The sequence below is a fragment of the Streptomyces sp. NPDC000348 genome, from assembly GCF_042898795.1.
In the GTDB taxonomy this organism is placed as follows: Bacteria; Actinomycetota; Actinomycetes; order Streptomycetales; family Streptomycetaceae; genus Streptomyces.
In genome coordinates, this window is the sequence record NZ_JBIAZD010000001.1 from 460,540 (window position 1) to 483,870 (window position 23,331).

Annotated in this window: 21 protein-coding genes; 10 read left to right on the plus strand and 11 right to left on the minus strand. The window is 73.0% G+C overall.

From position 1 onward, the window contains the following. Positions 1 to 72 precede the first annotated feature (72 nt). The gene (locus ACFY3N_RS02180) at positions 73 to 1,323 is read right to left on the minus strand and encodes an Ig-like domain-containing protein (protein ID WP_390814739.1); all 1,251 of its coding nucleotides are present in this window, start codon (positions 1,321 to 1,323) and stop codon (positions 73 to 75) included. Between the two features lie 240 nt (positions 1,324 to 1,563). After that, entirely contained in the window at positions 1,564 to 1,920 is a 357-nt protein-coding gene (locus ACFY3N_RS02185) for a hypothetical protein (RefSeq protein ID WP_390814740.1), read from the minus strand. Positions 1,921 to 2,029: 109 nt separating this feature from the next. On the opposite strand from ACFY3N_RS02185, the gene ACFY3N_RS02190 reads away from it, so the two are divergent. Further along, positions 2,030 to 2,344, plus strand: a complete 315-nt coding sequence (locus ACFY3N_RS02190) for an LAETG motif-containing sortase-dependent surface protein (RefSeq protein WP_390814741.1) — start codon at positions 2,030 to 2,032, stop codon at positions 2,342 to 2,344. 42 nt (positions 2,345 to 2,386) lie between these two features. On the opposite strand, the gene hutH is transcribed toward ACFY3N_RS02190, so the two are convergent. The 5 genes from hutH to ACFY3N_RS02215 form a co-directional block, all read right to left on the minus strand. Further along, on the minus strand, positions 2,387 to 3,925 hold the full coding sequence (gene hutH / locus ACFY3N_RS02195) for a histidine ammonia-lyase (protein ID WP_390815024.1): 1,539 nt from the start codon (positions 3,923 to 3,925) through the stop codon (positions 2,387 to 2,389). A gap of 82 nt (positions 3,926 to 4,007) precedes the next feature. After that, positions 4,008 to 5,156: a diguanylate cyclase domain-containing protein gene (locus tag ACFY3N_RS02200; RefSeq protein ID WP_390814742.1), complete on the minus strand. Its 1,149-nt coding sequence runs from the start codon at positions 5,154 to 5,156 to the stop codon at positions 4,008 to 4,010. A gap of 66 nt (positions 5,157 to 5,222) precedes the next feature. After that, a complete protein-coding gene (locus ACFY3N_RS02205) occupies positions 5,223 to 6,023 on the minus strand; it encodes an enoyl-CoA hydratase/isomerase family protein (RefSeq protein WP_390814743.1) in 801 nt (266 codons plus the stop codon). A gap of 855 nt (positions 6,024 to 6,878) precedes the next feature. After that, positions 6,879 to 7,985, minus strand: coding sequence for an adenylate/guanylate cyclase domain-containing protein (locus tag ACFY3N_RS02210; RefSeq protein ID WP_390814744.1), 1,107 nt, complete (start codon positions 7,983 to 7,985; stop codon positions 6,879 to 6,881). A gap of 138 nt (positions 7,986 to 8,123) precedes the next feature. Further along, a complete protein-coding gene (locus ACFY3N_RS02215; RefSeq protein ID WP_390814745.1) occupies positions 8,124 to 8,990 on the minus strand; it encodes a biotin--[acetyl-CoA-carboxylase] ligase in 867 nt (288 codons plus the stop codon). 110 nt (positions 8,991 to 9,100) lie between these two features. Here ACFY3N_RS02215 and ACFY3N_RS02220 point away from each other — a divergent pair, with 110 nt between their 5' ends. The 4 genes from ACFY3N_RS02220 to ACFY3N_RS02235 all read left to right on the plus strand — a co-directional run bounded on the left by ACFY3N_RS02220 (position 9,101) and on the right by ACFY3N_RS02235 (position 11,822). After that, positions 9,101 to 10,690, plus strand: coding sequence for an acyl-CoA carboxylase subunit beta (locus ACFY3N_RS02220; protein WP_390814746.1), 1,590 nt, complete (start codon positions 9,101 to 9,103; stop codon positions 10,688 to 10,690). Between the two features lie 9 nt (positions 10,691 to 10,699). Then, entirely contained in the window at positions 10,700 to 10,906 is a 207-nt protein-coding gene (locus tag ACFY3N_RS02225; protein ID WP_390814747.1) for an acyl-CoA carboxylase epsilon subunit, read from the plus strand. A 135-nt stretch (positions 10,907 to 11,041) separates the two neighbouring features. Next, a complete protein-coding gene (mmpB, locus tag ACFY3N_RS02230; protein WP_106979509.1) occupies positions 11,042 to 11,170 on the plus strand; it encodes a morphogenic membrane protein MmpB in 129 nt (42 codons plus the stop codon). Positions 11,171 to 11,201: 31 nt separating this feature from the next. Next, positions 11,202 to 11,822 (plus strand): Maf family protein, encoded by a 621-nt coding sequence (locus tag ACFY3N_RS02235; RefSeq protein ID WP_390814748.1) that lies wholly within the window; start codon positions 11,202 to 11,204, stop codon positions 11,820 to 11,822. Here the strand turns inward: ACFY3N_RS02235 and ACFY3N_RS02240 are convergent. Next, positions 11,791 to 12,279, minus strand: a complete 489-nt coding sequence (locus tag ACFY3N_RS02240; protein WP_390814749.1) for a hypothetical protein — start codon at positions 12,277 to 12,279, stop codon at positions 11,791 to 11,793. The two genes, ACFY3N_RS02235 and ACFY3N_RS02240, sit on opposite strands and share 32 nt — an antisense overlap. Positions 12,280 to 12,643: 364 nt before the next feature. Here ACFY3N_RS02240 and ACFY3N_RS02245 point away from each other — a divergent pair, with 364 nt between their 5' ends. Then, positions 12,644 to 14,416: an acetyl/propionyl/methylcrotonyl-CoA carboxylase subunit alpha gene (locus tag ACFY3N_RS02245; RefSeq protein WP_390814750.1), complete on the plus strand. Its 1,773-nt coding sequence runs from the start codon at positions 12,644 to 12,646 to the stop codon at positions 14,414 to 14,416. A gap of 522 nt (positions 14,417 to 14,938) precedes the next feature. Here the strand turns inward: ACFY3N_RS02245 and ACFY3N_RS02250 are convergent. Both ACFY3N_RS02250 and ACFY3N_RS02255 read right to left on the minus strand, forming a co-directional pair. Beyond that, positions 14,939 to 15,877 carry a DeoR/GlpR family DNA-binding transcription regulator gene (locus tag ACFY3N_RS02250; protein ID WP_390814751.1) on the minus strand — a complete coding sequence of 313 codons (939 nt, stop codon included), beginning with the start codon at positions 15,875 to 15,877 and terminating at the stop codon, positions 14,939 to 14,941. Between the two features lie 110 nt (positions 15,878 to 15,987). Continuing rightward, positions 15,988 to 17,436, minus strand: a complete 1,449-nt coding sequence (locus tag ACFY3N_RS02255; protein WP_390814752.1) for an NAD(P)H-quinone dehydrogenase — start codon at positions 17,434 to 17,436, stop codon at positions 15,988 to 15,990. Between the two features lie 96 nt (positions 17,437 to 17,532). Between ACFY3N_RS02255 and ACFY3N_RS02260 the strand changes: the two genes are divergently transcribed. The 3 genes from ACFY3N_RS02260 (at position 17,533) to ACFY3N_RS02270 (ending at position 21,294) form a co-directional block, all read left to right on the plus strand. Continuing rightward, positions 17,533 to 17,973, plus strand: a complete 441-nt coding sequence (locus tag ACFY3N_RS02260) for a gamma-glutamylcyclotransferase (protein ID WP_390814753.1) — start codon at positions 17,533 to 17,535, stop codon at positions 17,971 to 17,973. A gap of 90 nt (positions 17,974 to 18,063) precedes the next feature. Beyond that, the gene (locus ACFY3N_RS02265) at positions 18,064 to 18,888 is read left to right on the plus strand and encodes a purine-nucleoside phosphorylase (RefSeq protein WP_390814754.1); all 825 of its coding nucleotides are present in this window, start codon (positions 18,064 to 18,066) and stop codon (positions 18,886 to 18,888) included. Positions 18,889 to 19,632: 744 nt separating this feature from the next. Beyond that, on the plus strand, positions 19,633 to 21,294 hold the full coding sequence (locus tag ACFY3N_RS02270; RefSeq protein ID WP_390814755.1) for a phospho-sugar mutase: 1,662 nt from the start codon (positions 19,633 to 19,635) through the stop codon (positions 21,292 to 21,294). 198 nt (positions 21,295 to 21,492) lie between these two features. On the opposite strand, the gene ACFY3N_RS02275 is transcribed toward ACFY3N_RS02270, so the two are convergent. Further along, complete coding sequence (locus ACFY3N_RS02275) at positions 21,493 to 22,182, minus strand: PH domain-containing protein (RefSeq protein WP_390814756.1); 690 nt, start codon at positions 22,180 to 22,182, stop codon at positions 21,493 to 21,495. A 192-nt stretch (positions 22,183 to 22,374) separates the two neighbouring features. On the opposite strand from ACFY3N_RS02275, the gene deoC reads away from it, so the two are divergent. Continuing rightward, positions 22,375 to 23,328 (plus strand): deoxyribose-phosphate aldolase, encoded by a 954-nt coding sequence (gene deoC, locus ACFY3N_RS02280; RefSeq protein ID WP_390815025.1) that lies wholly within the window; start codon positions 22,375 to 22,377, stop codon positions 23,326 to 23,328. The last annotated feature ends 3 nt before the right edge of the window (positions 23,329 to 23,331 follow it).

Sequence of the window (23,331 nt, forward strand, 5' to 3'; positions counted from 1 at the left end):
CCCGCTCCCCGGAGGGGCGGACGGCGGCATCGGCCGGGTGGTGGGGTGAGGGCGCCGCGTGCGCGGCCGGCGTCAGACCGCCGAGCCCGCCTTCCACTGCTCCCAGCTCATGTTCCAGCCGTTGAGGCCGTTGTCCGGGGCGATGGTCTTGTCGCCGGTGTTCTGGACGACGACCACGTCGCCGATGATCGAGTTGTCGTAGAACCAGGCGCCCGGCGTGCTCGGGTCGTTCGCGCCCTTGGTGTCGGACAGGCCCACGCAGCCGTGGCTGGTGTTGACGCTGCCGAAGATGGACTTGGCGCCCCAGTAGTTGCCGTGGATGAAGGTGCCGGAGGTGGACAGGCGCATGGCGTGCGGCACGTCCTTGATGTCGTACTCGCCCTTGCCGTCGTCGTCGGTGAAGCCGACCGTCGCGCCGTTCATCCGGGTCTCCTTGAACTTCTCGGAGATCACCATCTGACCCTCGTACGTCTTGTTCTCGGGCGCACCGGCGGAGATCGGGATGGTGCGGACGGTCTTGCCGTCCTGCGTGACCTTCATCTGCTTGGTCTTGGCGTCGACGTACGTCACCTGGTTGCGGCCGATCTTGAAGGTGACCGTCTTCTGCTGGACGCCGACGACGCCCTCGGCGCCCTCGACACCGTCGAGCGCCAGCTTCAGCGTGACGGTGGAGCCCTCCTGCCAGTACTCGTCGGGCCGGCAGTCCATGCGGTTGGCGTTGAACCAGTGGCAGGCGACCTCCTGGCCACTGGTGGTGGAGACGGTGATGCCCTTCTGCACCGCGGCCTTGTTGGTGATCGCCTTGTCGAAGTTGATCGACACCGGCATGCCGACGCCGACGGTGGTGCCGTCGTCCGGGGTGAAGGTGCCGATGAAGCTGTTGTCCGGGGCGACCGTGGTGAACGAGGCGTTCTCGTGGGCGGCGAGGCCCGCGGAGTCCTCGGCGGTGGCCGACAGCTTGTAGGTGGTGGCCCGCTCCAGCTGGACGCTGGGCTTCCAGCTCTTCTTGTCTGCGGATATCTCACCGGCGACGGCGGTGCCGTCGGCGGTGGTCATCTTCACCTCGGTCAGCGTGCCCTTGGCCACGGTCACGGCGGCGGAGTTGTTGATGGAGGCGTTGTTCGAGCCGTCCTTCGGCGTGATCTTGATCTGCGCCTCGGAGGACTTCTTGGCCGCCGCCTCGTCGACCTGGGCCTGCGAGTCGCCCTTGCCGCTGTCGCCCGCGGCGCCGTCGTCACCGCCGGAACACGCCGAGAGCACCAGCACTCCGCCGAGCAGAGCGGACGCGGCCGCCAGACCCCTGCGCCGCTTACCGTCCGTCATCACACGCTTCTCCATCGTTGCCGAATCCCAACCCCACGAGTCCCCGGCCCGAAGCCGAAGAACCTCGTCCACAACCTTCAACGCTACGACCGGGTGCTCCCGTTCCCCACGGCCCATGGGTGTGGGGCTCGCCACGTCCGCCGGGGCGGAGGGCGCGGGTGCCGGCCGGTGCACCGTCGCTTGAGACGTCATCACCCGGGCGGCGGTTGCCGCCCGGGATCACGATTTCCCCAAAACGCCTCAGCCGACCCTGTCCGCCCCGTCCTCCTCCTCGTCGTAGGGCTCGTCGTCGCCCTCGTCGAGGTCCCACTCCGGCGCGTCGGGGTCGTAGTCGATCTCCTCGCCGCTCCAGGATGCCTGCAGCAGTTCCACGCCCGGCACCTCGCCGATCAGGGCGAACGGGTCGACGAGCTGGGCGAGGGCCTCCGCGGTGTCCTCCGTCACGGCACTCTCGGCGTGTACCCGCTCCTCGTCGGGCATACCGTCGTCGTCCGCGATCCTGCGCAGTGCGGCCCCGGTCACCGCCTCCTCGTCGTCGATTTCGAGGACGAGTTCCACGCGAAGCCGTACAAACCGTGATGTCTCTGGGGTGCTCATGCCCGGAGCGTACGGCCTCGGGCCCCCGTCGCTTTCCTGTGACCCGCGCTGTTCACTAACATCGCCCCGCACGGCCAATTCGCCAGCGCCACAAGGGGATCGATATTCCGTGTCATCCGCGCTCCGTCCGTTGCTGACCGCCACCGCCGCGGGCACCCTGCTGTGTGCCCTGTGGTTCGTCCCGTCCGCGAACGCGACCTCGAACACACCGGTCGCGGACACGGTCGCGGCACGTCCGTCTCCGCAGGTCACGCAGCAGGCGAGAGTCATGGCGGCGTCCGCCGACGGCACGGGCGGGGACGTCCGCCTCGCGGACACCGGCAGCTTCGACAGCACCCCGTACATCGCCGGCGGCACGGCCTGCCTCGCCCTCGGCGCCGGTTTCGTCGTCTACTCGGTCCGCCGGGAACGCCTGGGCCTCTGACGCGCGCGGGCCCGGCGGAACGGCCGCCGGGCCCGGGCCGGTTCAGCCCAGCGGTCCGGTGACCGTCTCCACGGCCGCCACCAGCCGTCCGTCCCGCACGAACGCGTCCGCCGCGGCGAGGTCGGGAGCGAGGTGGCGGTCGGGTCCGGGACCGCCCACACCCGCCTGCCGCACGGCCTCGACGACCGCCCGCGTGGCCGGCGCCGGGGTCAGCCCCTCGCGCAGTTCCACGGCCCGGGTGGCGGCGTACAGTTCGATCGCGACGACCCGGGTGAGGTTGTCGACGGCCGTGCGCAGTTTCCGCGCCGCCGACCAGCCCATGGAGACGTGGTCCTCCTGCATCGCGGAGGACGGGATCGAGTCCGCCGACGCCGGTACGGCGAGCCGCTTCAACTCACCGACCAGGGCGGCCTGCGTGTACTGGGCGATCATCAGCCCGGAGTCCACGCCGGGGTCGTCGGCGAGGAAGGGCGGCAGCCCGTGGCTGCGGTTCTTGTCCAGCAGCCGGTCGGTGCGGCGCTCGGCGATGGAGGCGAGGTCGGCGACGGCGATGGCGAGGAAGTCCAGCACGTACGCGACCGGCGCCCCGTGGAAGTTGCCGTTGGACTCGACCCGGCCGTCGGGCAGCACGACCGGATTGTCCACGGCGGACGCGAGTTCGCGCTCGGCGACCAGCCGGGCGTGCGCCAGGGTGTCCCGTCCGGCGCCGGCGACCTGTGGGGCGCAGCGCACCGAGTAGGCGTCCTGGACGCGGGGCGCGTCGTCCTGGTGATGTCCCGTCAGCCCCGAACCCTTGAGTACGGCCAGCATGTTGGCGGCGCTGGCGGCCTGGCCGGGGTGCGGACGGATGGCGTGCAGTTCCGGGGCGAGCACCTTGTCGGTGCCGAGCAGCGCCTCCAGGGTCAGGGCGGCCGTGACGTCGGCGGACTTGTACAGGACGTCGAGGTCGGCGAGGGCCATGACCAGCATGCCGAGCATGCCGTCGGTGCCGTTGAGGAGGGCGAGCCCTTCCTTCTCGCGCAGTTCGACGGGCCGGATGCCGTGCTCGGCGAGCAGTTCGCCGGCCGGCCGCACACCGCCGTCGGGGCCCTCCGCCTCCCCCTCGCCCATCAGCGTGAGGGCGCAGTGGGACAGCGGGGCCAGGTCGCCGGAGCAGCCGAGGGAGCCGTACTCGTGCACGACCGGGGTGATCCCGGCGTTCAGCACGTCGGCCATCGTCCGCGCGACCTCGGGCCGGACGCCGGTGCGCCCGGAGCAGACGGTCTTCAGCCGCAGGAACATCAGCGCCCGTACGACCTCGCGCTCCACGCGCGGTCCCATCCCCGCGGCGTGCGAGCGGACGATGTTGCGCTGCAGCTGGGCGCGGAGCTCGGGGCTGATGTGCCGGGTCGCCAGGGCGCCGAAGCCGGTGCTCACCCCGTAGACGGGGTCCGGCTTCGCGGCCAGGGCGTCCACGATCTCGCGGGCCGCGGTGAGGGCGGCCACCGCCTCCGCGGACAGGTCGACGCGGGCGCCGCCGCGCGCCACGGCGAGCACGTCGGACGCGGTCACGCCGGAGGTCCCCACCACCACAGTGTGCATATCCATATTCAGGAGCGTACGCAGTGAATTCAATGGTGTCATCACCGGGTCGGCACCTCACCCCTTACCCACGGGTCGCGCGCTACGGCGAATGCCGCCCCCGGAACCGGCGCCGCTCCCCGTCCGCCGTCCGTGACGGCTGGTCCGCGAGCCGTACGACGGGATCGTCCGGGCCCTCCCGTCCGGCCACGACGGGATGCGCGGCGCGCTCGGCCTTGGCCCGGTACTGCGCCGCGTCGGCCAGCCGGAACAGCCGCCGGGCGGAGTGCACCGGCCCGACGGGATCGCCGGTGGACGCCACGCCACAGGAGACGCCGTCCCCGATCCCCAGCTCCGCGGCCCGCCGGCACACCTCGTCGGCCGCCTTGACGACCTCGTCGGCCGGCGGCCCCACGGCCAGCAGACAGAACTCGTCCCCGCCGAGCCGCGCCACCAGGGCCCCCGGCAGCATCGCCCCGCAGAGCGACAGCACGGTCCCGAACCGCTCCAGGAGCCGGTCCCCCACGGCGTGCCCCAGCGTGTCGTTGACCCGCTTCAGCCCGTTCAGGTCGCACACCACGAGGCTGACCACGGCCCCGTCGCGCCGGTGCCGCTCGACGGCCTCGTCGAGCCGGGCGTCCACGGCGCGCCGGTTGGCCAGCCCGGTCAGCGAGTCCGTGTACGCCAGCCGCCGGGCCTCCTCCAGCCGCTCGGTCTGCGCGAGCCCGGCGGCCACGACGGCGGCCAGGACCGTCGCGAAGTCGGCGTCGCCCCGCCCGAAGACGGGCACACCGGCCGGCCGGGCCACGTACAGCTCGCCCCAGGCCCGCCCGTGCAGCACGATCGGCGCGACCACACAGCACCCGCGCCCCCGCCGCCTGAGCGCGGCCACCCGCTGCTGGCAGTACCCGGCGCGCCCCGCCGCGGGCCCCTCGGCGGTCTCCACCCACGCGTCGGGCTCACCGCCCCCCGCCCACCGCTCGTGCAGGAACTCGGTGATCTCGGCGAACTGGTGCACCGGATAGGACTCGTCCTCCGGGAACTCCTCCTCACCCTCGGCCAGCTCGCCGACGTTCACCAGGACCCGCAGCCGCCCGAGCTCCCGCTCCCACACCGACAGGGCGGCGAAGCTCCCGCCCAGCGCCCGGCAGGCCCCGCCGGCCGCGGCCCGCCAGGCGTCCCGCGAACCGTGCGCGGCGGCCATGCCCTGGGCCAGCGCCACCACGGCCGCCAGCCGGCTCTCCTCACCCATCTCTCCAGGTTAGGAAGATTCAGGCCCAATCGGGAGATTAAGGGAGCGAACGGGGCCCACCGGTCCCTACTCCCCGGGCCACTCCGGCCTGCGCTTCTCGTTGAAGGCGGCGACCCCCTCCGCCCGGTCCCCCGAGAACGCCACCGACCGCCAGGCGGCGTCCTCGACCTCCAGCCCGGCGGACAGGTCCAGCCCGTGCCCGAGCCGCAGCGCCCGCTTGGCCGCCCGCAGCCCCACCGGCGAGTTCCCGGCGATCCGGGACGCCAGGGCGAGGGCCTCCTCCCGGTCCCGCCCCTCCTCCACCAGTTCGTCGACGAGTCCCAGCTCCCGGGCCTCGGCGGCCTCCACCCGCCGCGCCGTGAAGATCAGCTCGGCGGCCCGCGCCGCCCCCACCCGCCGGGGCAGCAGCTGCGTACCGCCCCCGCCCGGGATCACCCCGACCGAGACCTCGGGCAGCCCCACGACCGCCGTACGGTCGGCGACGATCACGTCGCACGACAGGGCCAGCTCGAACCCGCCGCCGAGCGCGAACCCGTGCACCGCCGCCACCGTCGGCACGGGCAGCTCGAGCACCCCGGTGTACGCCCCGCGCGCCACGGGCCGCTGACGCACCAGATCGGCGTCGCTGAAGGAATTGCGCTCCTTCAGATCGGCCCCCACGCAGAACGCCCGCTCGTGCGAGGAGCTCAGCACCACCACCCGCACCTCCCGGTCCTCCCCCAGCGCCGCACAGGCGCCGGCGAGGGAGCGGGCCATCCCGGTCGACACGGCGTTCATGGCCTTCGGCCGGTCGAGGACGAGCTCCGCGACACGCCCCCGCTCGTGCCGGCGCACCAGCACGAACTCCCCGAACCGTTCCTCACTCATCGACACCCTCCGGTTAACGCGGGTTAACTTGCACTCGTCCCGATCATCGCAGCCCGCACCCACCGGGGAAAAGGGCGCACGCCCGGTTCCCTTGTCACCCCCCGTCCACCCGTTCGAGTGACATCGCCCCGGCTCCCGGCCCGCCCCCTCGCGGGAGCGCATAGCGTGCGCACACCGCGGCGCGCCGGGGCGCGCACGCAGGGGAGGGGACCGCGATGACACCGACCGCACCGACCGGAGAGCCACCGACAGGCACCTCCCGCCTCCGGGGCCGCCACCGCAGACCCCGCCGCCGCAAGGCCCTGCCGGCCGTGGGAGGCCTGGCCGTGGCCGCGAGCGTCGTCGCCCTGGTCCGCCTGACCGCCCTCCAGGGCGGGGCCACGGACACCGGCGTGGAAGCGGGCCCGCGCCCCGTCCCGCGCACGGTCACCGGCACACCGGCCGGCTCCCCCGCGCCGGGCGGAGCCGGCGAGCCCGCTCCCGCGGCGATCCCGTCCTCCCCCACGGTCCTGGGCGGCAAGAACCGGACCCCCTCACGGCGCCCGGACCGTCCTCCCCGGCCCGGCCCCCGACGCCCGTCCCGGACACGGCGAGCACCCCGGACACGGCGAGCACCCCGGACACGGCGAGCACCCCGGACACGGCGACCACCCCGGCCTCGCGGCCCTCGACCACCCGCACCCCGGCCACCCGGCGGCCCCGGCCGTCCACGCCTCCGCCGCCGAACACCCCGGGAACACCCCAGCCGGCGCCCCGGGACCCGGTACCGGAACAGCCGGACACACCGGAAGCCCGCCCCCGCCCCGGCGGCCTGTGCCTCCCGCTCATCGGTCTCTGCCTGGGCGGCGGCCGGGACTAGGACGAGAGGGAGGCCCCGTTCCGGCGCGTGAGCAGCCAGGGCTCCACCACGCCCAGACCGCGCACGGGCCGCTGCCACATCGGCTGGAGCGCGAACCGGTAGCTCGGCGGCTCCTCGCCCTCCTTCTCCGCCGCGGCCACCGCCTCGGCCGCCGCCGCCTCGGAGGCGGGGGCGTCACCGGTGCGGATCAGCTCCTCGGCGAAGGCACTGTCGACCAGTACGGCGTCCCGGGGCGCTATGGACGTGAGCCGGGACGCCAGGTTCACGGTCGTGCCGAACACATCGCCCATCCGGGTGGTCACCGTGCCGAACGCCATGCCGACCCGCAGCTCCGGCATGGTCTCGTCGTTCGCCATGGTCTCGATCAGCCGCATCGCGATGTCCGCGGCGGTACCGGCGTCGTCGGCGGCGTAGAGCACCTCGTCGCCCAGCGTCTTGATGAGCCGCCCGCCGCGCGCGGCGACCAGGTCGGCTGCGGTGGTCTCGAAGGCCTCGACGAGCTCGCCGAGTTCCTCCTCCTCCATCCGCCGGGTCAGCCGGGTGAACCCCACGAGGTCGGCGAAGGCGACGGCGAGCCGCCGGTCGACCATCTCCTCGTCGTCGGCGGCCTGCACGACCCGTCCGGCCGACGCGGCGAGCTGCCGCCGCCAGACGTAGACGAGGAACTCCTCCAGCTCGGGCAGGAGCAGCTCGACGATCGGGTACGTCACCTCGGTCCGGGTCATGCCCGGCTCGGGCGGCTCGGTCAGCCCCTCCAGGAACGAGTCGATCTGCCACTCGGCCAGCCGGGCGGTGGTCTGTCCGGTGGACCGCGCCACCTGCACCGCCATGGCCTCGCTCAGCAGTCCCGCCTCCACCAGGCCGGCGAGCCGGCGCAGCGCGAGGACGTCCGCCTCGGTGAGGGCCTTGGCCTGGCCCACGTCGGCGAAACCCATCGCGCGCCAGAAGCGGGTGGCCAGTTCCATGGTGACGCCGGCGCTGCGGGCCGCCTGGAACGGTGTGTAACGGCGCTCGGCGCCCAGGACGAGCTGTTCGAGGCGCAGGGCAAGCGGATCCTCGCCGGCGCCCTGCGCGTCCGTGGAACCCGAGTCGTCGACGGTCACGCGTGCCCTTCCGATCTGCCACGGCCAGGTATCGACCGGCCCCAACTCTACGGCAGGTGTGCGCCAGCTCACTCCGTCAGGTTGCGCCGTGAGGTGAGGCCGTGGGGTATTGCGGCACCCCCCGCCGAAGCCGTGGCCTCACCGCGCGCGCACGTGGACGATGTCACCGGCGCCCACCGGCTCCTGCACGCCCTCCCCCGTGGCCAGGACCAGGCGGCCGTCGCCGTCCACCGCGACCGCCTCCCCCACCAGCTCCCGGTCCCCGGGCAGCTCCGCCCGCACCACCCGCCCCAGCGTCGCGCACCCCGCCGCGTACGTCTCCTGCAGGCCGCTCGCCCCCGGGTCGCCCCCCGCCGCCCGCCACCGCCCGTACCAGTCCTCCAGCGACCGCAGCACCCCCCGCAGCAGCGGGTCCCGGTCCGTGCTCACCGCCCCCGCCAGCACCAGCGACCCCGCGGTCGGCACCGGCAGCTCATCGCCGCGCAGGCTCACGTTGATCCCGACACCGATCACCACGCCGTCGTCACCGGCCCGCTCCGCCAGGATCCCGCCGGCCTTGCGCTCCTCGCCGCCCACCGTGACCAGCAGGTCGTTGGGCCACTTCAACGCCGTGTCGACGCCCGCGACCCGCGACAGCCCGGTCGCCACCGCGACACCGGTCAGCAACGGCAGCCAGCCCCACCGCGCCACGGGCACCTCGGCGGGTCGCAGCAGTACGGAGAAGAACAGCCCCGACCGGGCCGGCGCCGTCCACCGCCGGTCGAGACGGCCCCGCGCGGCGGTCTGCTCCTCGGCGACGAGGACGACGCCCTCCTCCAGCCTCCCCCCGGCGGCCCGGGCCACCAGGTCGGAGTTGGTCGACCCGGTCCGCTGCACCACGTCCACCTGCCGCCACAGCGCTCCCTCCCGCACCAGCCCCCGGCGCAGGCCGGTGACGTTGAGCGGGGGCCGGTCCAGATCGGACCACCGGCCGTGGGCGGATGCGGAGTCATCTCGGGGTGTCATGCAACCCACACTAGGTGTGGGAAAGACCGCACTGCCGAACGGAGGGCCCCCCACTACGCTACGGATGAGTAACCGTCCCCCCTTTTGAGCAGGCAGGGAGCCGCATCCCGATGTCCGAGCCGGAAGAGCAGCAGCCTGACATTCACACGACCGCGGGCAAGCTCGCGGATCTCCAGCGTCGCATCGACGAGGCGACGCACGCCGGCTCCGCGCGCGCGGTCGAGAAGCAGCACGCCAAGGGCAAGCTGACGGCCCGTGAGCGGATCGACCTCCTGCTCGACGAGGGGTCCTTCGTCGAACTGGACGAGTTCGCCCGGCACCGCTCCACCCACTTCGGCCTCGACGCCAACCGCCCCTACGGCGACGGCGTCGTGACCGGCTACGGCACCGTCGACGGCCGCCCGGTCGCCGTCTTCTCCCAGGACTTCACCGTCTTCGGCGGGGCGCTGGGCGAGGTCTACGGCCAGAAGATCGTCAAGGTGATGGACTTCGCGCTGAAGACCGGCTGCCCGGTCGTCGGCATCAACGACTCCGGCGGCGCCCGCATCCAGGAGGGCGTGGCCTCGCTGGGCGCCTACGGCGAGATCTTCCGCCGCAACACCCACGCCTCCGGGGTGATCCCGCAGATCAGCCTGGTCGTCGGCCCGTGCGCGGGCGGCGCGGTGTACTCCCCCGCGATCACCGACTTCACGGTCATGGTCGACCGGACGTCCCACATGTTCATCACCGGCCCGGACGTCATCAAGACCGTCACCGGCGAGGACGTCGGCTTCGAGGAGCTGGGCGGCGCCCGCACCCACAACACCGCCTCCGGCGTCGCGCACCACATGGCCGGCGACGAGAAGGACGCCATCGAGTACGTCAAGCAGCTGCTGTCGTACCTGCCGTCGAACAACCTCTCCGAGCCCCCGGCGTTCCCGGAGGAGGCGGACCTGACGGTCACCGACGAGGACCGCGAGCTGGACGTGCTGGTGCCGGACTCGGCGAACCAGCCGTACGACATGCACACGGTGATCGAGCACGTCCTGGACGACGCCGAGTTCTTCGAGACGCAGTCGCTGTTCGCGCCGAACATCCTCACCGGCTACGGCCGCGTGGAGGGCCACCCCGTCGGCATCGTCGCCAACCAGCCGATGCAGTTCGCCGGCTGCCTGGACATCACCGCCTCCGAGAAGGCGGCCCGCTTCGTGCGCACCTGCGACGCCTTCAACATCCCGGTGCTCACCTTCGTCGACGTGCCCGGCTTCCTGCCCGGTGTGGACCAGGAGCACGACGGCATCATCCGCCGCGGCGCCAAGCTGATCTACGCCTACGCCGAGGCCACCGTCCCCCTCATCACGGTCATCACCCGCAAGGCGTTCGGCGGCGCCTACGACGTCATGGGCTCCAAGCACCTGGGCGCCGACCTCAACCTGGCCTGGCCCACCGCCCAGATCGCCGTGATGGGCGCGCAGGGAGCCGTCAACATCCTGCACCGCCGCACCATCGCCGAGGCCGACGACCCCGAGGAGACCCGGGCGCGGCTGATCCGGGAGTACGAGGACACCCTCCTCAACCCCTACGTCGCGGCCGAGCGCGGCTACGTCGACTCCGTGATCATGCCGTCCGACACCCGTAGGCACATCGTCCGCGGCCTGCGTCAGCTGCGCACCAAGCGGGAATCCCTGCCTCCGAAGAAGCACGGCAACATCCCCCTGTAAGGAGCCGACGTGATCAAGGTCGTACGGGGCAACCCCACCCCGGAGGAGCTGGCCGCCGCACTGGCGGTGGTCCGGGCGCGCGCCGCGGCGGCGTCAGCCGTGCCGCCCGGCGCGCCCGCCCCCCACGCCTCCTGGTCCGACCCGTCCCGGATCGCGGCCCACCGCGTCCCCCGCCCGGGCCCGGCCTCGTGGACGCGCACCTACTGGCCGAGCTAGCGGCAGCCACGCCAGGGCGCGGGGGCGTTCCCCCGTGCGGCTCCCCCGCGTGGGCGCGCGGGGGAGCAACGCCGCGCCCCGACTTGAGTACCCGTACTCAGGCGCCTTCCCGGGGCCCGGCCCCACGCTGGTGACATGCTGTGGTCCGACCCCGAGAACGAGCCGCCCAAGGAACTGCGGGACACGCAGGACATGCTGCGGCGGCTGGGCGTTCTCATGGCGCTGGCCATGGTGCTCGCCATGCTCGTGATCGGCGTGAGGTGAGGCATCCGGGCTACGTGGATACGCTGACCGCATGACAGATCAGCCGCGCCGCCGCCTCGTGCTCGCCTCCCAGTCCCCCGCCCGGCTCGGACTGCTCCGGCAGGCCGGGCTGGACCCCGAGGTGATCGTCAGCGGGGTCGACGAGGACGCCGTCACCGCCCCCACCCCCGCCGACCTGGCGCTCGCCCTGGCCGAGGCCAAGGCCTCCGTCGTCGCCGCGAAGCCCGAGGTCAAGGGCGCGCTGGTGATCGGCTGCGACTCGGTCCTGGAACTGGACGGCCAGGCCCTCGGCAAGCCCGCGGACACCGAGGAGGCCACCGCGCGCTGGAAGGACATGCGGGGCCGCGCGGGCACGCTGCAGACCGGCCACTGCGTCTACGACACCGTCAGCGGCCGTTACGTCTCCGCCACCGCCTCCACCGTCGTCCGTTTCGGTGATCCCAGCGACGAGGAGATCGCCGCCTACGTGGCCTCCGGCGAACCGCTCCACGTCGCCGGGGCGTTCACCCTGGACGGCCTCTCGGCCCCGTTCATCGACGGCATCGACGGCGACCACGGCAACGTCATCGGCATCAGCCTGCCGCTGGTCCGGCGCCTCCTCGCCGACCTCGGCGTCGGCATCACGGAACTGTGGGCGCCGCCGGAGGAGTGACCGGGGAGCCGTCACCGCCGTCACCGCCGGCGCCGCTCGCGGGAGCGGCGCCGGCCGGCTGCTCCGGACGGCCGTCGTACGTCATCAGCAGCAGCACGACGAGCCCGAGCACGGCCACCATGCAGAGGAACGCGGGCGGGCCGACCAGACCCCAGGCGACCGCGCCCAGCAGCGCGTGCACCACCGCCGCGCCGACCAGCAGCACCCGGCCGAGCCCGGCGGGCGCCCGGTCGCGCAGGGCGACCAGCAGGGCCACCAGGCCGCACAGCGCGAAGTAGAGCCCGAAGACGATCCCGCCGATCTTCGAGGACGTCGACATCACGTCCGGGTCGAGACCGGCCAGCGACATGTCCTGCCGGTCGACGACGACTCCCAGGAACCAGTTCAGCGCCGCGATGCCGAGCGCCTCGGCGAACAGGACGAGCGCCAGGACCCACGCCACCGGTCTGCGCACCACCGGCCCCCACCCACTTTCGAGCACGACTGTGGTTACCCCGAGTATGTTCGGGCCGACGCGAAGGCTACTAACCGGTAAACCTCGGTACAAGGAGTCCGCGGAGGGCAAAGAATCATTGGGCCATTCGTAGGGACTCGACAAAGAAACGGAGTGGGCCGCAGCACGCTCTCACAGAGACCTTGCCCACACAGGACGGCTAGGGTTTTCGGGAGGAGCCCTGCGTACCGAGGTGCGACAAGGGCTTTCGCGGGTCGAGCGAGCCTGGCGTCACGCTCCGTGTGGGCAAGCTCACCAGTGGGGACGGGTCGAAGTGCCGTGTCGGCAGTCCCTAAACTCGGCTTGTTTCAAGGAGGGAGCCTCAATCGTGCGCAAGGTGCTCATCGCCAACCGTGGCGAAATCGCTGTCCGCGTGGCCCGGGCCTGCCGGGATGCCGGAATCGCGAGCGTTGCCGTCTATGCCGACCCGGACCGGGACGCTCTGCACGTCCGCGCCGCGGATGAGGCGTTCGCCCTGGGCGGTGACACTCCGGCCACCAGTTACCTCGACATCGACAAGGTGCTGAAGGCCGCGAAGGAGTCGGGCGCGGACGCCATCCATCCGGGCTACGGCTTCCTCTCCGAGAACGCCGAGTTCGCCCAGGCGGTGCTGGACGCGGACCTGATCTGGATCGGCCCGCCGCCGCAGGCCATCCGCGACCTCGGCGACAAGGTCGCCGCCCGGCACATCGCGCAGCGCGCGGGTGCTCCGCTGGTGGCGGGTACGCCCGATCCGGTGAGCGGGGCCGAGGAGGTCGTCGCCTTCGCGGAGGAGCACGGGCTGCCGATCGCGATCAAGGCCGCCTTCGGTGGCGGCGGACGCGGTCTGAAGGTGGCGCGGACGCTGGAGGAGGTGCCCGAGCTGTACGACTCCGCGGTGCGTGAGGCGGTCGCCGCCTTCGGTCGCGGGGAGTGCTTCGTGGAGCGCTACCTGGACAAGCCGCGGCACGTGGAGACGCAGTGCCTGGCCGACCAGCACGGCAACGTGGTCGTGGTCTCCACGCGTGACTGCTCGCTGCAGCGCCGGCACCAGAAGCTGGTCGAGGAGGCCCCCGCCCCGTTCCTGTCGGACGCCCAGATGGAGGAGCTGTACTCCGCCTCCAAGGCGATCCTGAAGGAGGCCGGCTACGTCGGCGCGGGCACGGTGGAGTTCCTCGTCGGCCTGGACGGCACGATCTCCTTCCTGGAGGTCAACACGCGTCTGCAGGTGGAGCACCCGGTGACCGAGGAGGTCGCCGGCATCGACCTGGTGCGGGAGATGTTCCGCATCGCCGACGGCGAGGAGCTGGGCTACGGCGACCCGGTGCTGCGGGGGCACTCGTTCGAGTTCCGGATCAACGGTGAGGACCCGGGGCGGAACTTCCTGCCGGCGCCCGGTACCGTCACCCGCTTCGACGCGCCGTCGGGGCCGGGTGTGCGGCTGGACGCGGGGGTGGAGTCGGGCTCGGTCATCGGGCCGGCGTGGGACTCGCTGCTGGCGAAGCTGATCGTCACGGGCCGTACCCGCAAGGAGGCGCTGGAGCGGGCCGCGCGTGCGCTGGCGGAGTTCCAGGTCGAGGGCATGGCGACGGCGATCCCGTTCCACCGCGCGGTGGTCAGGGACCCGGCGTTCGCGCCCGAGCTCACCGGTTCGGCCGATCCGTTCACGGTGCACACGCGGTGGATCGAGACGGAGTTCGTCAACGAGATCAAGCCGTTCGCCGCCGCCGTGGACGCGGGGGCGGAGGAGGAGGTGGACCGCGAGACGGTCGTCGTCGAGGTCGGCGGCAAGCGTCTGGAGGTCTCGCTCCCGGCCTCGCTGGGCATGTCCCTGGCCCGTACGGGGCTGGCGGCGGGCGCGAAGCCGAAGCGGCGGGCGGCGAAGAAGTCGGGGCCGGTGGCCTCGGGCGACACGCTCACCTCCCCGATGCAGGGCACCATCGTCAAGCTCGCCGTGGAGGAGGGGCAGGAGGTCAAGGAGGGCGACCTGGTCGTCGTCCTGGAGGCCATGAAGATGGAGCAGCCCATCAACGCCCACCGGTCCGGCACGGTGAAGGGCCTGAGCGCGGAGGTCGGCGCCTCCATCACGTCCGGTGCGGCGATCTGCGAGATCAAGGACTGATCCGTTCGACGCCTGCGGCGCAGCGCCCGGCCCGGTGGGGGCGGGCGCTGCGCCTGGGGTCGGTGGGTGGGTCGGGGACGGGTCGGGGGTGGCGCCCACGGTCGGTGGGTGGGTCGGGGGGGGGGTGTCCGTCCTCGGACCGGCGCGGATCACGTTCCCTGGTGGGGCCGAGGGCGCGGACGCGCCGGCCACTGCGGGCGGCCACCCCCCCCCCGACCCCTCCCCGCCGTACGCGACTACCGCTACCGCCGCCGTTCCCGCGGGCAGTCGTGCCGCTGGGGCGGCACGGGTGGGCGCTGGGGGTACCCCCTCTGGGGGAGGCACCCCGCAAACGCCGGGCTGCGTGAACACCCCCCGGCCCACACCCGCGCGGGCACCTCACACAGCGCCGGGCCCCGCAGACCCACCCCCGGCCGGCACCACCGCGGGGCACCGGGCTGTAAAGCCACCCCCGGCCGGCCGGCACGAACACGGCGCACCCGTACAAGCGCGAGGGCGCACAGCCGACGCCCCGCGCCAACCTCAGCGCCGACGAAGATCCGCCACCCGCGCCCGCTCCGCCCCCTGCACCGGCTCCGCCGCCCCCAGCCCCACAGCCGTACGCAGCCCGGACCCCTGCCGCCGCGGCCCGGGCAGAGGGACGTCCCGGCGCTGACGCCCTGCCGAGCCCCCCTCACCCCCCGCCCCCGCGACAGCGATCTGCACGCCCTGATCGGCCAGCGCCTGTAACTCGGTCCCCGCCCGGTCGTCATGCCCGGCCGGCTCGTCCGTCACCAGCCGCGTGATCAGATCCGTGGGCACCGTCTGGAACATCGTGTCCGTACCGAGCTTGGTGTGGTCCGCGAGGACCACCACCTCCGCCGCGGCCTGCACCAATGCCCGGTCGACCGAGGCCGACAGCATGTTGGACGTGGACAGCCCGCGCTCGGCGGTGAGGCCGCTTCCGGAGAGGAACGCCCGGGACACCCGCAACCCCTGCAGGGACTGCTCGGCACCACTGCCCACGAGGGCGTAGTTCGAGCCGCGGAGCGTACCGCCGGTCATCACCACCTCCACCCGGTTGGCGTGGGCCAACGCCTGGGCGACCAGCAGGGAGTTGGTGACGACCGTGAGGCCGGGCACCCGGGCCAGCCGGCGGGCCAGCTCCTGCGTGGTGGTACCCGCGCCGACCACGATGGCCTCGCCCTCTTCCACGAAGTTCGCGGCGAGGTCGGCGATGGCGGTCTTCTCGGCGGTCGCGAGATGTGACTTCTGCGGAAAACCGGACTCTCGCGTGAAACCGCCCGGCAGTACCGCACCGCCGTGCCGGCGGTCGAGGAGTCCTTCTGCCTCCAGCGCGCGCACGTCCCGCCGTACGGTCACTTCGGAGGTCTGGACGACGCGGGCGAGCTCACGGAGCGACACGGCCCCGTTCGCTCGCACCATTTCGAGGATCAATTGGCGACGTTCTGCAGCGAACACGAAACTGACAGTAACGCCAGCGACCGTCTGCTTTCAGCAGTTTGCGCTGAATAGCAGAAGTTGTTCGCACGGCCCCGTACCAAGTGGTATAGGGCCGTCGTGTCCGGCCGTCAGGCCTCCGCGCCCGACTTCCGCGTGTGCAACTGCCGTGCCACCTCGGCGATCGAGCCCGACAGCGAGGGGTAGACCGTGAAGGCGTTCGCGATCTGTTCCACCGTCAGATTGTTGTCGACCGCGATCGAGATGGGGTGGATGAGTTCCGAGGCGCGCGGCGCGACGACCACGCCGCCCACCACGATGCCGGTGCCCGGGCGGCAGAAGATCTTGACGAAGCCGTCGCGGATGCCCTGCATCTTCGCACGCGGGTTGCGCAGCAGCGGCAGCTTCACCACGCGGGCGTCGATCTTGCCGGCGTCGACGTCGGCCTGGGAGTAGCCGACGGTGGCGATCTCGGGGTCGGTGAAGACGTTCGACGAGACCGTCTTCAGGTTCAGCGGGGCCACCGCGTCGCCCAGGAAGTGGTACATGGCGATGCGGCCCTGCATCGCCGCCACCGAGGCGAGCGCGAAGACACCGGTGACGTCACCGGCCGCGTAGACGCCGGGGGCCGTCGTCCTCGAGACCTTGTCGGTCCAGATGTGGCCCGACTCCCGCAGCCTGACCCCGGCCTCCTCCAGGCCCATGCCCTCGGAGTTCGGAATGGCGCCCACGGCCATCAGGCAGTGCGACCCGGTGATGACGCGCCCGTCGGCCAGCGTCACCTCCACCCGCTCCCCGACCCGCTTCGCGGACTGCGCCCGCGAACGCGACATGACGTTCATGCCGCGCCGCCGGAAGACGTCCTCCAGCACCGCGGCGGCGTCCGGGTCCTCGCCCGGCAGCACCCGGTCCCGCGAGGACACGAGCGTCACCTTCGACCCGAGCGCCTGGTAGGCGCCGGCGAACTCGGCGCCCGTGACACCGGATCCGACCACGATGAGCTCCTCGGGGAGCTCGTTCAGGTCGTACACCTGGGTCCAGTTCAGGATCCGCTCGCCGTCGGGGCAGGCGTCCGGCAGCTCGCGCGGGTGCCCGCCGGTCGCGATCAGCACGGCGTCCGCGGTGAGCGTCTCCTCGGTCCCGTCCGCGGCGCGCACCACGACCTTCCGCGAGCCGTCGAGCGCCTGCATGCCCTCCAGCCGGCCCCGCCCGCGCAGCACCCGCGCGCCGGCCCGGGTCACCGAGGCGGTGATGTCGTGCGACTGGGCCAGCGCGAGCCGCTTCACACGCCGGTTGACCTTGCCCAGGTCCACGCCCACCACCCGGGCGGACTGCTCCATGGGCGGGGTGTCGTCGGCGACGATGATGCCCAGTTCCTCGTACGAGGAGTCGAAGGTGGTCATCACCTCGGCCGTGGCGATCAGGGTCTTCGACGGCACGCAGTCGGTGAGCACCGACGCCCCGCCCAGGCCGTCGCAGTCGACGACGGTCACCTCCGCGCCGAGCTGTGCGGCGACCAGCGCCGCTTCGTATCCGCCGGGTCCGCCACCGATGATCACGATCCGAGTCACGTACTCCATTGTCCCGCACACTTCACCGTGCGACCGCCCGGGGGCCTCAGCCGTGGCCCCCCTGTTACCGGAGGGGCCCCGCCCGCGCTGCCGTACCCTTCCCCCATGTCGCTCTACGCCGCGTACGCCGCCCACCTCGACGCGCGGCTGATGTCCCGCCGCGCCCCGCACTCGCCGCTGCGCGCCACCGGCTGGCTGAACGGGTGGAGACTGACGTTCGGGGGCGAGCACATGGGCTGGGAGGGCGCGCTGGCCACGCTGGTCGAGGACCCGCTCTCGGCGGTCTTCGTCTCCCTCTACGACATCGCCCCGATGGACGAGGAGTCCCTGGACCGCTGGGAGGGCGCGGGCGGCCTGGACCTCTACCGCCGCACCCGGGTGCGCGTGCACACCCTGGACGGCGAGGAGCCGGCCTGGACGTACGTCCTCAACAGCTACGAGGGCGGCCTCCCCTCGGCCCGCTACCTGGGCGAGATCGCCGACGCGGCCGAGTCCGCGGGCGCGCCCCACGACTACGTGATGGAACTTCGCAAGCGCCCCTGCTGACGCCTCTCGCGGGAAACGACGAGACAACGATCGCCAACCCGTCGGCCCCGACATCTACGCGCGTAGGCGAATACCGGCTACCCTCATCGCGTGAACGCTTCTCTTCTTCCGGACGACATCCAGGGCGACCCGTACGCCGCAGCCGACGCCGCCGCCGCGCGCCTGCGCGAACTCACCGGCGCCGAGACCCACGACGTCGCCCTCGTGATGGGCTCCGGCTGGGCCCCGGCCGTGGACGCCCTCGGCACGCCCGAGGCCGAGTTCCGGGTCACCGAGCTGCCCGGTTTCCCGCCGCCGGTGGTGGAGGGCCACGGGGGCACGATCCGCTCGTACGTCATCGGTGCGAAGCGGGCCCTGGTGTTCCTGGGCCGTACGCACTACTACGAGGGACGCGGAGTCGCCGCGGTGGCCCACGGTGTCCGTACGGCCGTGGCCGCGGGGGCGAAGACGATCGTCCTGACGAACGGCTGCGGGGGTCTGCGGGCGGGTATGCGCCCCGGTCAGCCGGTCCTGATCAGCGACCACATCAACCTCACGGCGACCTCGCCGATCGTCGGCGCCCATTTCGTCGACCTCACCGATCTCTACTCGCCCCGCCTGCGGGCGCTGTGCAAGGAGATCGACCCCACGCTGGAGGAGGGGGTCTACGCGCAGTTCCCCGGCCCGCACTACGAGACTCCGGCGGAGATCCGGATGGCCCGGGTGATCGGGGCGGACCTGGTCGGCATGTCGACGGTGCTCGAGGCCATCGCCGCCCGTGAGGCGGGGGCGGAGGTCCTGGGCATCTCCCTGGTCACCAACCTGGCGGCGGGGATGACGGGCGAGCCGCTCAACCACGAGGAGGTCCTCCAGGCGGGCCGGGACTCCGCCACCCGGATGGGCTCCCTGCTGGCGCAGGTGCTCGGCCGCCTGTAGGACGCGGTGACCGGTGCGCGGGCGGCACGAAGGCGAGCCGGGCGGTGGACGATGTCCAGCGGGCACCGCGCGTGGGCCGGCGCAGCCCGGCGGCCGTGGGGTACGCCGCGCCGGGGCCGACCGGAGGTGGCTTCACAGCCTGGCGCCTTGCCGGGTGCCCCGCGTCGGGGCCGGCCGGGGGTGTCCACGCGGCTCGGTGCCCTCAGGGGGCCCTGCGTGGGTGCGGGCCGGGGGGTACTCACGCAACCCGGCGCTTACGGGGCGCCTCCCCCAGAGGGGGTACCCCCAGCGCCCACCCTCCCCCATCACCCCAGCGGCACGACTGCCCGCGGAAGCGGTTGCCCGCCCGCGGAAGCGGTTGCCCGCCCGCGGGAGCGGAGGCAGCGGCTGCCCACAGGAGCGGCGGCGGTGGTAGCGATAGGGGTGGCCGCGTACGGCGGGAAGGGGACGGGGCGGGGGTGGCCGCCCGCAGTGGCTGGCGCGTCCGCACCCCGCACCCCCACCGAGAAACGTGATCCGCGCCGGTCCGAGGACGGACACCCCCCCCCCGGCCCCGCCCCACCCACCGACCCCAGGCACCACGCCCACCCCCACCGGACCGACACACTGCGCCGCAGGCAGACCACCCGCACCCCACCGAAGCCGCAGGCGCCACTCAATCCCCACCCGACCGAACACTGCGCCACCGGCACAGGACCGCGCACGAAACCCCGACAGACGACCAACGAGAGAGGCCGACCGAACGTGCAAGACGACGCCCTCATCGCACAGGCCCAGGCGTGGCTCGCCGAGGACCCCGACCCGGACACCCGCGAGGAACTCGCCCACCTCGTCGACACCGGCGACCACGCCGAAATCGCCGCCCGCTTCAGTGGCACCCTCCAGTTCGGCACCGCCGGCCTCCGAGGCGAACTCGGCGCGGGCCCGATGCGCATGAACCGCTCCGTCGTCATCCGCGCAGCCGCCGGCCTCGCCGCGTACCTCAGGAAGCACGGCCACACCGACGGCCTCGTCGTCATCGGCTACGACGCCCGCCACAAGTCCCGCGACTTCGCCGAGGACACCGCCGCCGTCATGACGGGCGCCGGACTGCGCGCGGCCGTCCTGAACCGCCCCCTCCCCACCCCCGTCCTCGCCTTCGCCATCAGGCACCTCGGCGCCGTCGCCGGAGTCGAGGTCACCGCCAGCCACAACCCGCCCCGCGACAACGGCTACAAGGTGTACCTCGGCGACGGCTCCCAGATCGTCCCCCCGGCCGACGCGGAGATCGCCGCCGAGATCGAGGCCGTGGCCTCGCTCACCACGGTCCCCCGCCCCACCGAAGGCTGGGAGACCCTCGACGACACCGTCCTGGACGCCTACCTCGCCCGCACGGACGCGGTCCTGTCGAAGGACTCCCCCCGCACCGCCCGCACCGTCTACACGGCGATGCACGGCGTCGGCAAGGACGTCCTCCTCGCCGCCTTCGAACGGGCCGGCTTCCCCGAGCCCGTCCTCGTCACCGAGCAGGCCGACCCCGACCCGGAGTTCCCGACCGTCGCGTTCCCCAACCCGGAGGAACCCGGTGCGATGGACCTGGCCTTCACGAAGGCCCGGGAGACGGACCCCGACCTGGTCATCGCCAACGACCCGGACGCCGACCGCTGCGCCGCGGCCGTCAAGGACGGCACGACCGGCACGACCGGCACGACCGGCGCGGACTGGCGCATGCTGCGCGGCGACGAGGTCGGCGCCCTGCTCGCCGCCCACCTGGTCCGCCGCGGAGCGACCGGCACGTTCGCGGAGTCGATCGTCTCGTCGAGCCTCCTCGGCCGCATCGCCGAGAAGGCCGGCCTGCCCCACGCCGAGACCCTCACCGGCTTCAAGTGGATCGCCCGCGCCGAGGGCCTGCGCTACGGCTACGAGGAGGCCCTCGGCTACTGCGTCGACCCCGACGGCGTGCGCGACAAGGACGGCATCACCGCCGCGCTCCTGATCACGGAGCTGGCCTCCACCCTCAAGGAGGAGGGCCGCACCCTCCTCGACCTGCTCGACGACCTCGCCGTCGAGCACGGTCTGCACGTCACCGACCAGCTCTCGGTCCGCGTCGAGGACCTCTCCGTCATCGCCGACGCGATGCTCCGCCTGCGCGAGCGGCCCCCGGCCCGCCTCGCCGGTCTGCCGATCACCAGGGCCGAGGACCTGACGCGGGGCACGGACGGCCTCCCGCCCACCGACGGCCTGCGCTACACCCTCGACGGCGCCCGCGTCGTCGTCCGCCCCAGCGGTACGGAGCCGAAGCTGAAGTGCTACCTGGAGGTGGTGGTCCCGGTCGCGACGAGGGCCGACCTCCCCGAGGCCCGCGCGAAGGCGACGGCCCTCCTCGCGAGGATCAAGCAGGACCTGTCCGAGGCGGCCGGCATCTGAGGCGGCCGGCACCCGAGGCGGCCGACACCTGAGGTGGCCGGCATCCGAGGCGGCCGACACCTGAGGCGGCCGACACCTGAGGTGGCCGGCATCCGAGGCGGCCGGCATCCGAGGCGGCCGACACCCGAGGAAACCCCACGCGGGGCGAGCGCGCTCGCCCCGCGTCACCCGCTCGTCCTCATCCCACCGCCAGCAGCCTCATCCCACCGCCAGCAGCACCGCCAGCAGCACCGCCCCCGCGACGGCGGGCGCCGCGATCTCGTAGGCCCACCGCACGGTCACCTCGCCCTGCGCGGCCTCGGCGCCCTGCCGCCGCTCGTGCAGCTCGCGCATCTCGTCCATCGCCCGGTCGCTCTCGTGCCGTCGGGGCCCCTCGGCGAGGCCCTCCGCACCACGGCTGCCACGGCCCCCGCGTCCGCCGCCGCCGAGCTCGGCCCGCGCGGCGGCCCGCGCCTCCTGCCGGTTCGCCTTGCTGCGGGCCCGCAGCGACACCGGGAGGGCCCACAGCTGGTACTTCGCGCCGGACTCGGTGAAGACCTCGTTGGTGAAACCGGACCGCAGCGAGGCGACCTGTCCCCAGGGCAGCACGATCACGCGGAACGGGTTGCGGACGCGCAGCCGGTCGTCGTTCACGTACACGGCGGGGCGCAGGGTGTAGGCGACGATCAGCGGCACGAGGAGGAGCATCGCGGCGAGGGCCAGCCACGGGGTGCGGCCCTCCCCGGCGAACAGCGCGTCGACGCCGAGCCACCCGATGACGGCGAGTATCAGCACACCGCCGACGAGGGCCGCGGGCGAGCGGTAGATGCGGTCCTGGTACCGGGGCGCCGCGGACCCGGCCGGCTTCGTGGGCTCCGGGTCGGGCGACTGCTGCTCGGGGGAGGTCATGCCCCCGATTCTGCACGACGCCCCCGGGGACGCCGTACGCGGTGGAACCCGTACCCACCGGGCACCGCGACCCCGTCGAGCCCCCGGGACGGCCCCCTTCGGCGCCTCCTGGGACGCCGCACGGGACGCCCCCCGGGATCCGGTCCGGGGCTGTACAGCCGCTACGCGCGTAGATATGCTCGTCTGGTGACCATGCCCACCACTGCACCCCATGCTCTCAGCGACGTCACCGCGTCCGACGGCACGCTGCGCCGCTTCCTCCACGGGCTGCCCGGCGTCGACGCGGTCGGCCTGGAGGCGCGTGCCGCCTCCCTCGGCACCCGCTCGATCAAGACGACCGCGAAGGCGTACGCCATCGACCTCGCCATCTCGATGGTCGACCTGACGACGCTGGAAGGCGCGGACACCCCGGGCAAGGTCCGGGCGCTCGGCGCGAAGGCGGTCCGTCCCGACCCCACCGACCGCACCACGCCCGCCACGGCCGCGGTCTGCGTCTACCCCGACATGGTGGCCACGGCGAAGGAGGCCGTCGCCGGCTCCGCCGTCAAGGTCGCCTCCGTCGCCACCGCCTTCCCGGCCGGCCGCGCCCCGATCGCCGTGAAGCTGGCGGACGTCCGCGAGGCCGTCGCCGCCGGCGCGGACGAGATCGACATGGTCATCGACCGCGGGGCGTTCCTCGCGGGGAACTACCTGAAGGTGTACGACGAGATCACCGCCGTGAAGGAGACCTGCGGGGCGGACGCCCGCCTCAAGGTCATCTTCGAGACGGGCGAGCTGTCGACGTACGACAACATCCGCCGCGCCAGCTGGCTCGGCATGCTGGCCGGCGCGGACTTCATCAAGACCTCGACCGGCAAGGTCGCCGTCAACGCGACCCCGGCGAACACCCTCCTCATGCTGGAGGCGGTCCGCGACTTCCGTGACCGGACCGGCGTCCAGGTCGGTGTGAAGCCGGCCGGCGGCATCCGCACGTCGAAGGACGCCATCAAGTTCCTGGTCCTGGTCAACGAGACCGCGGGCGAGGACTGGCTGGACAACCACTGGTTCCGCTTCGGCGCCTCCTCGCTGCTGAACGATCTGCTGATGCAGCGTCAGAAGATGGCCACCGGCCGCTACTCCGGCCCCGACTACGTGACGGTGGACTGATCA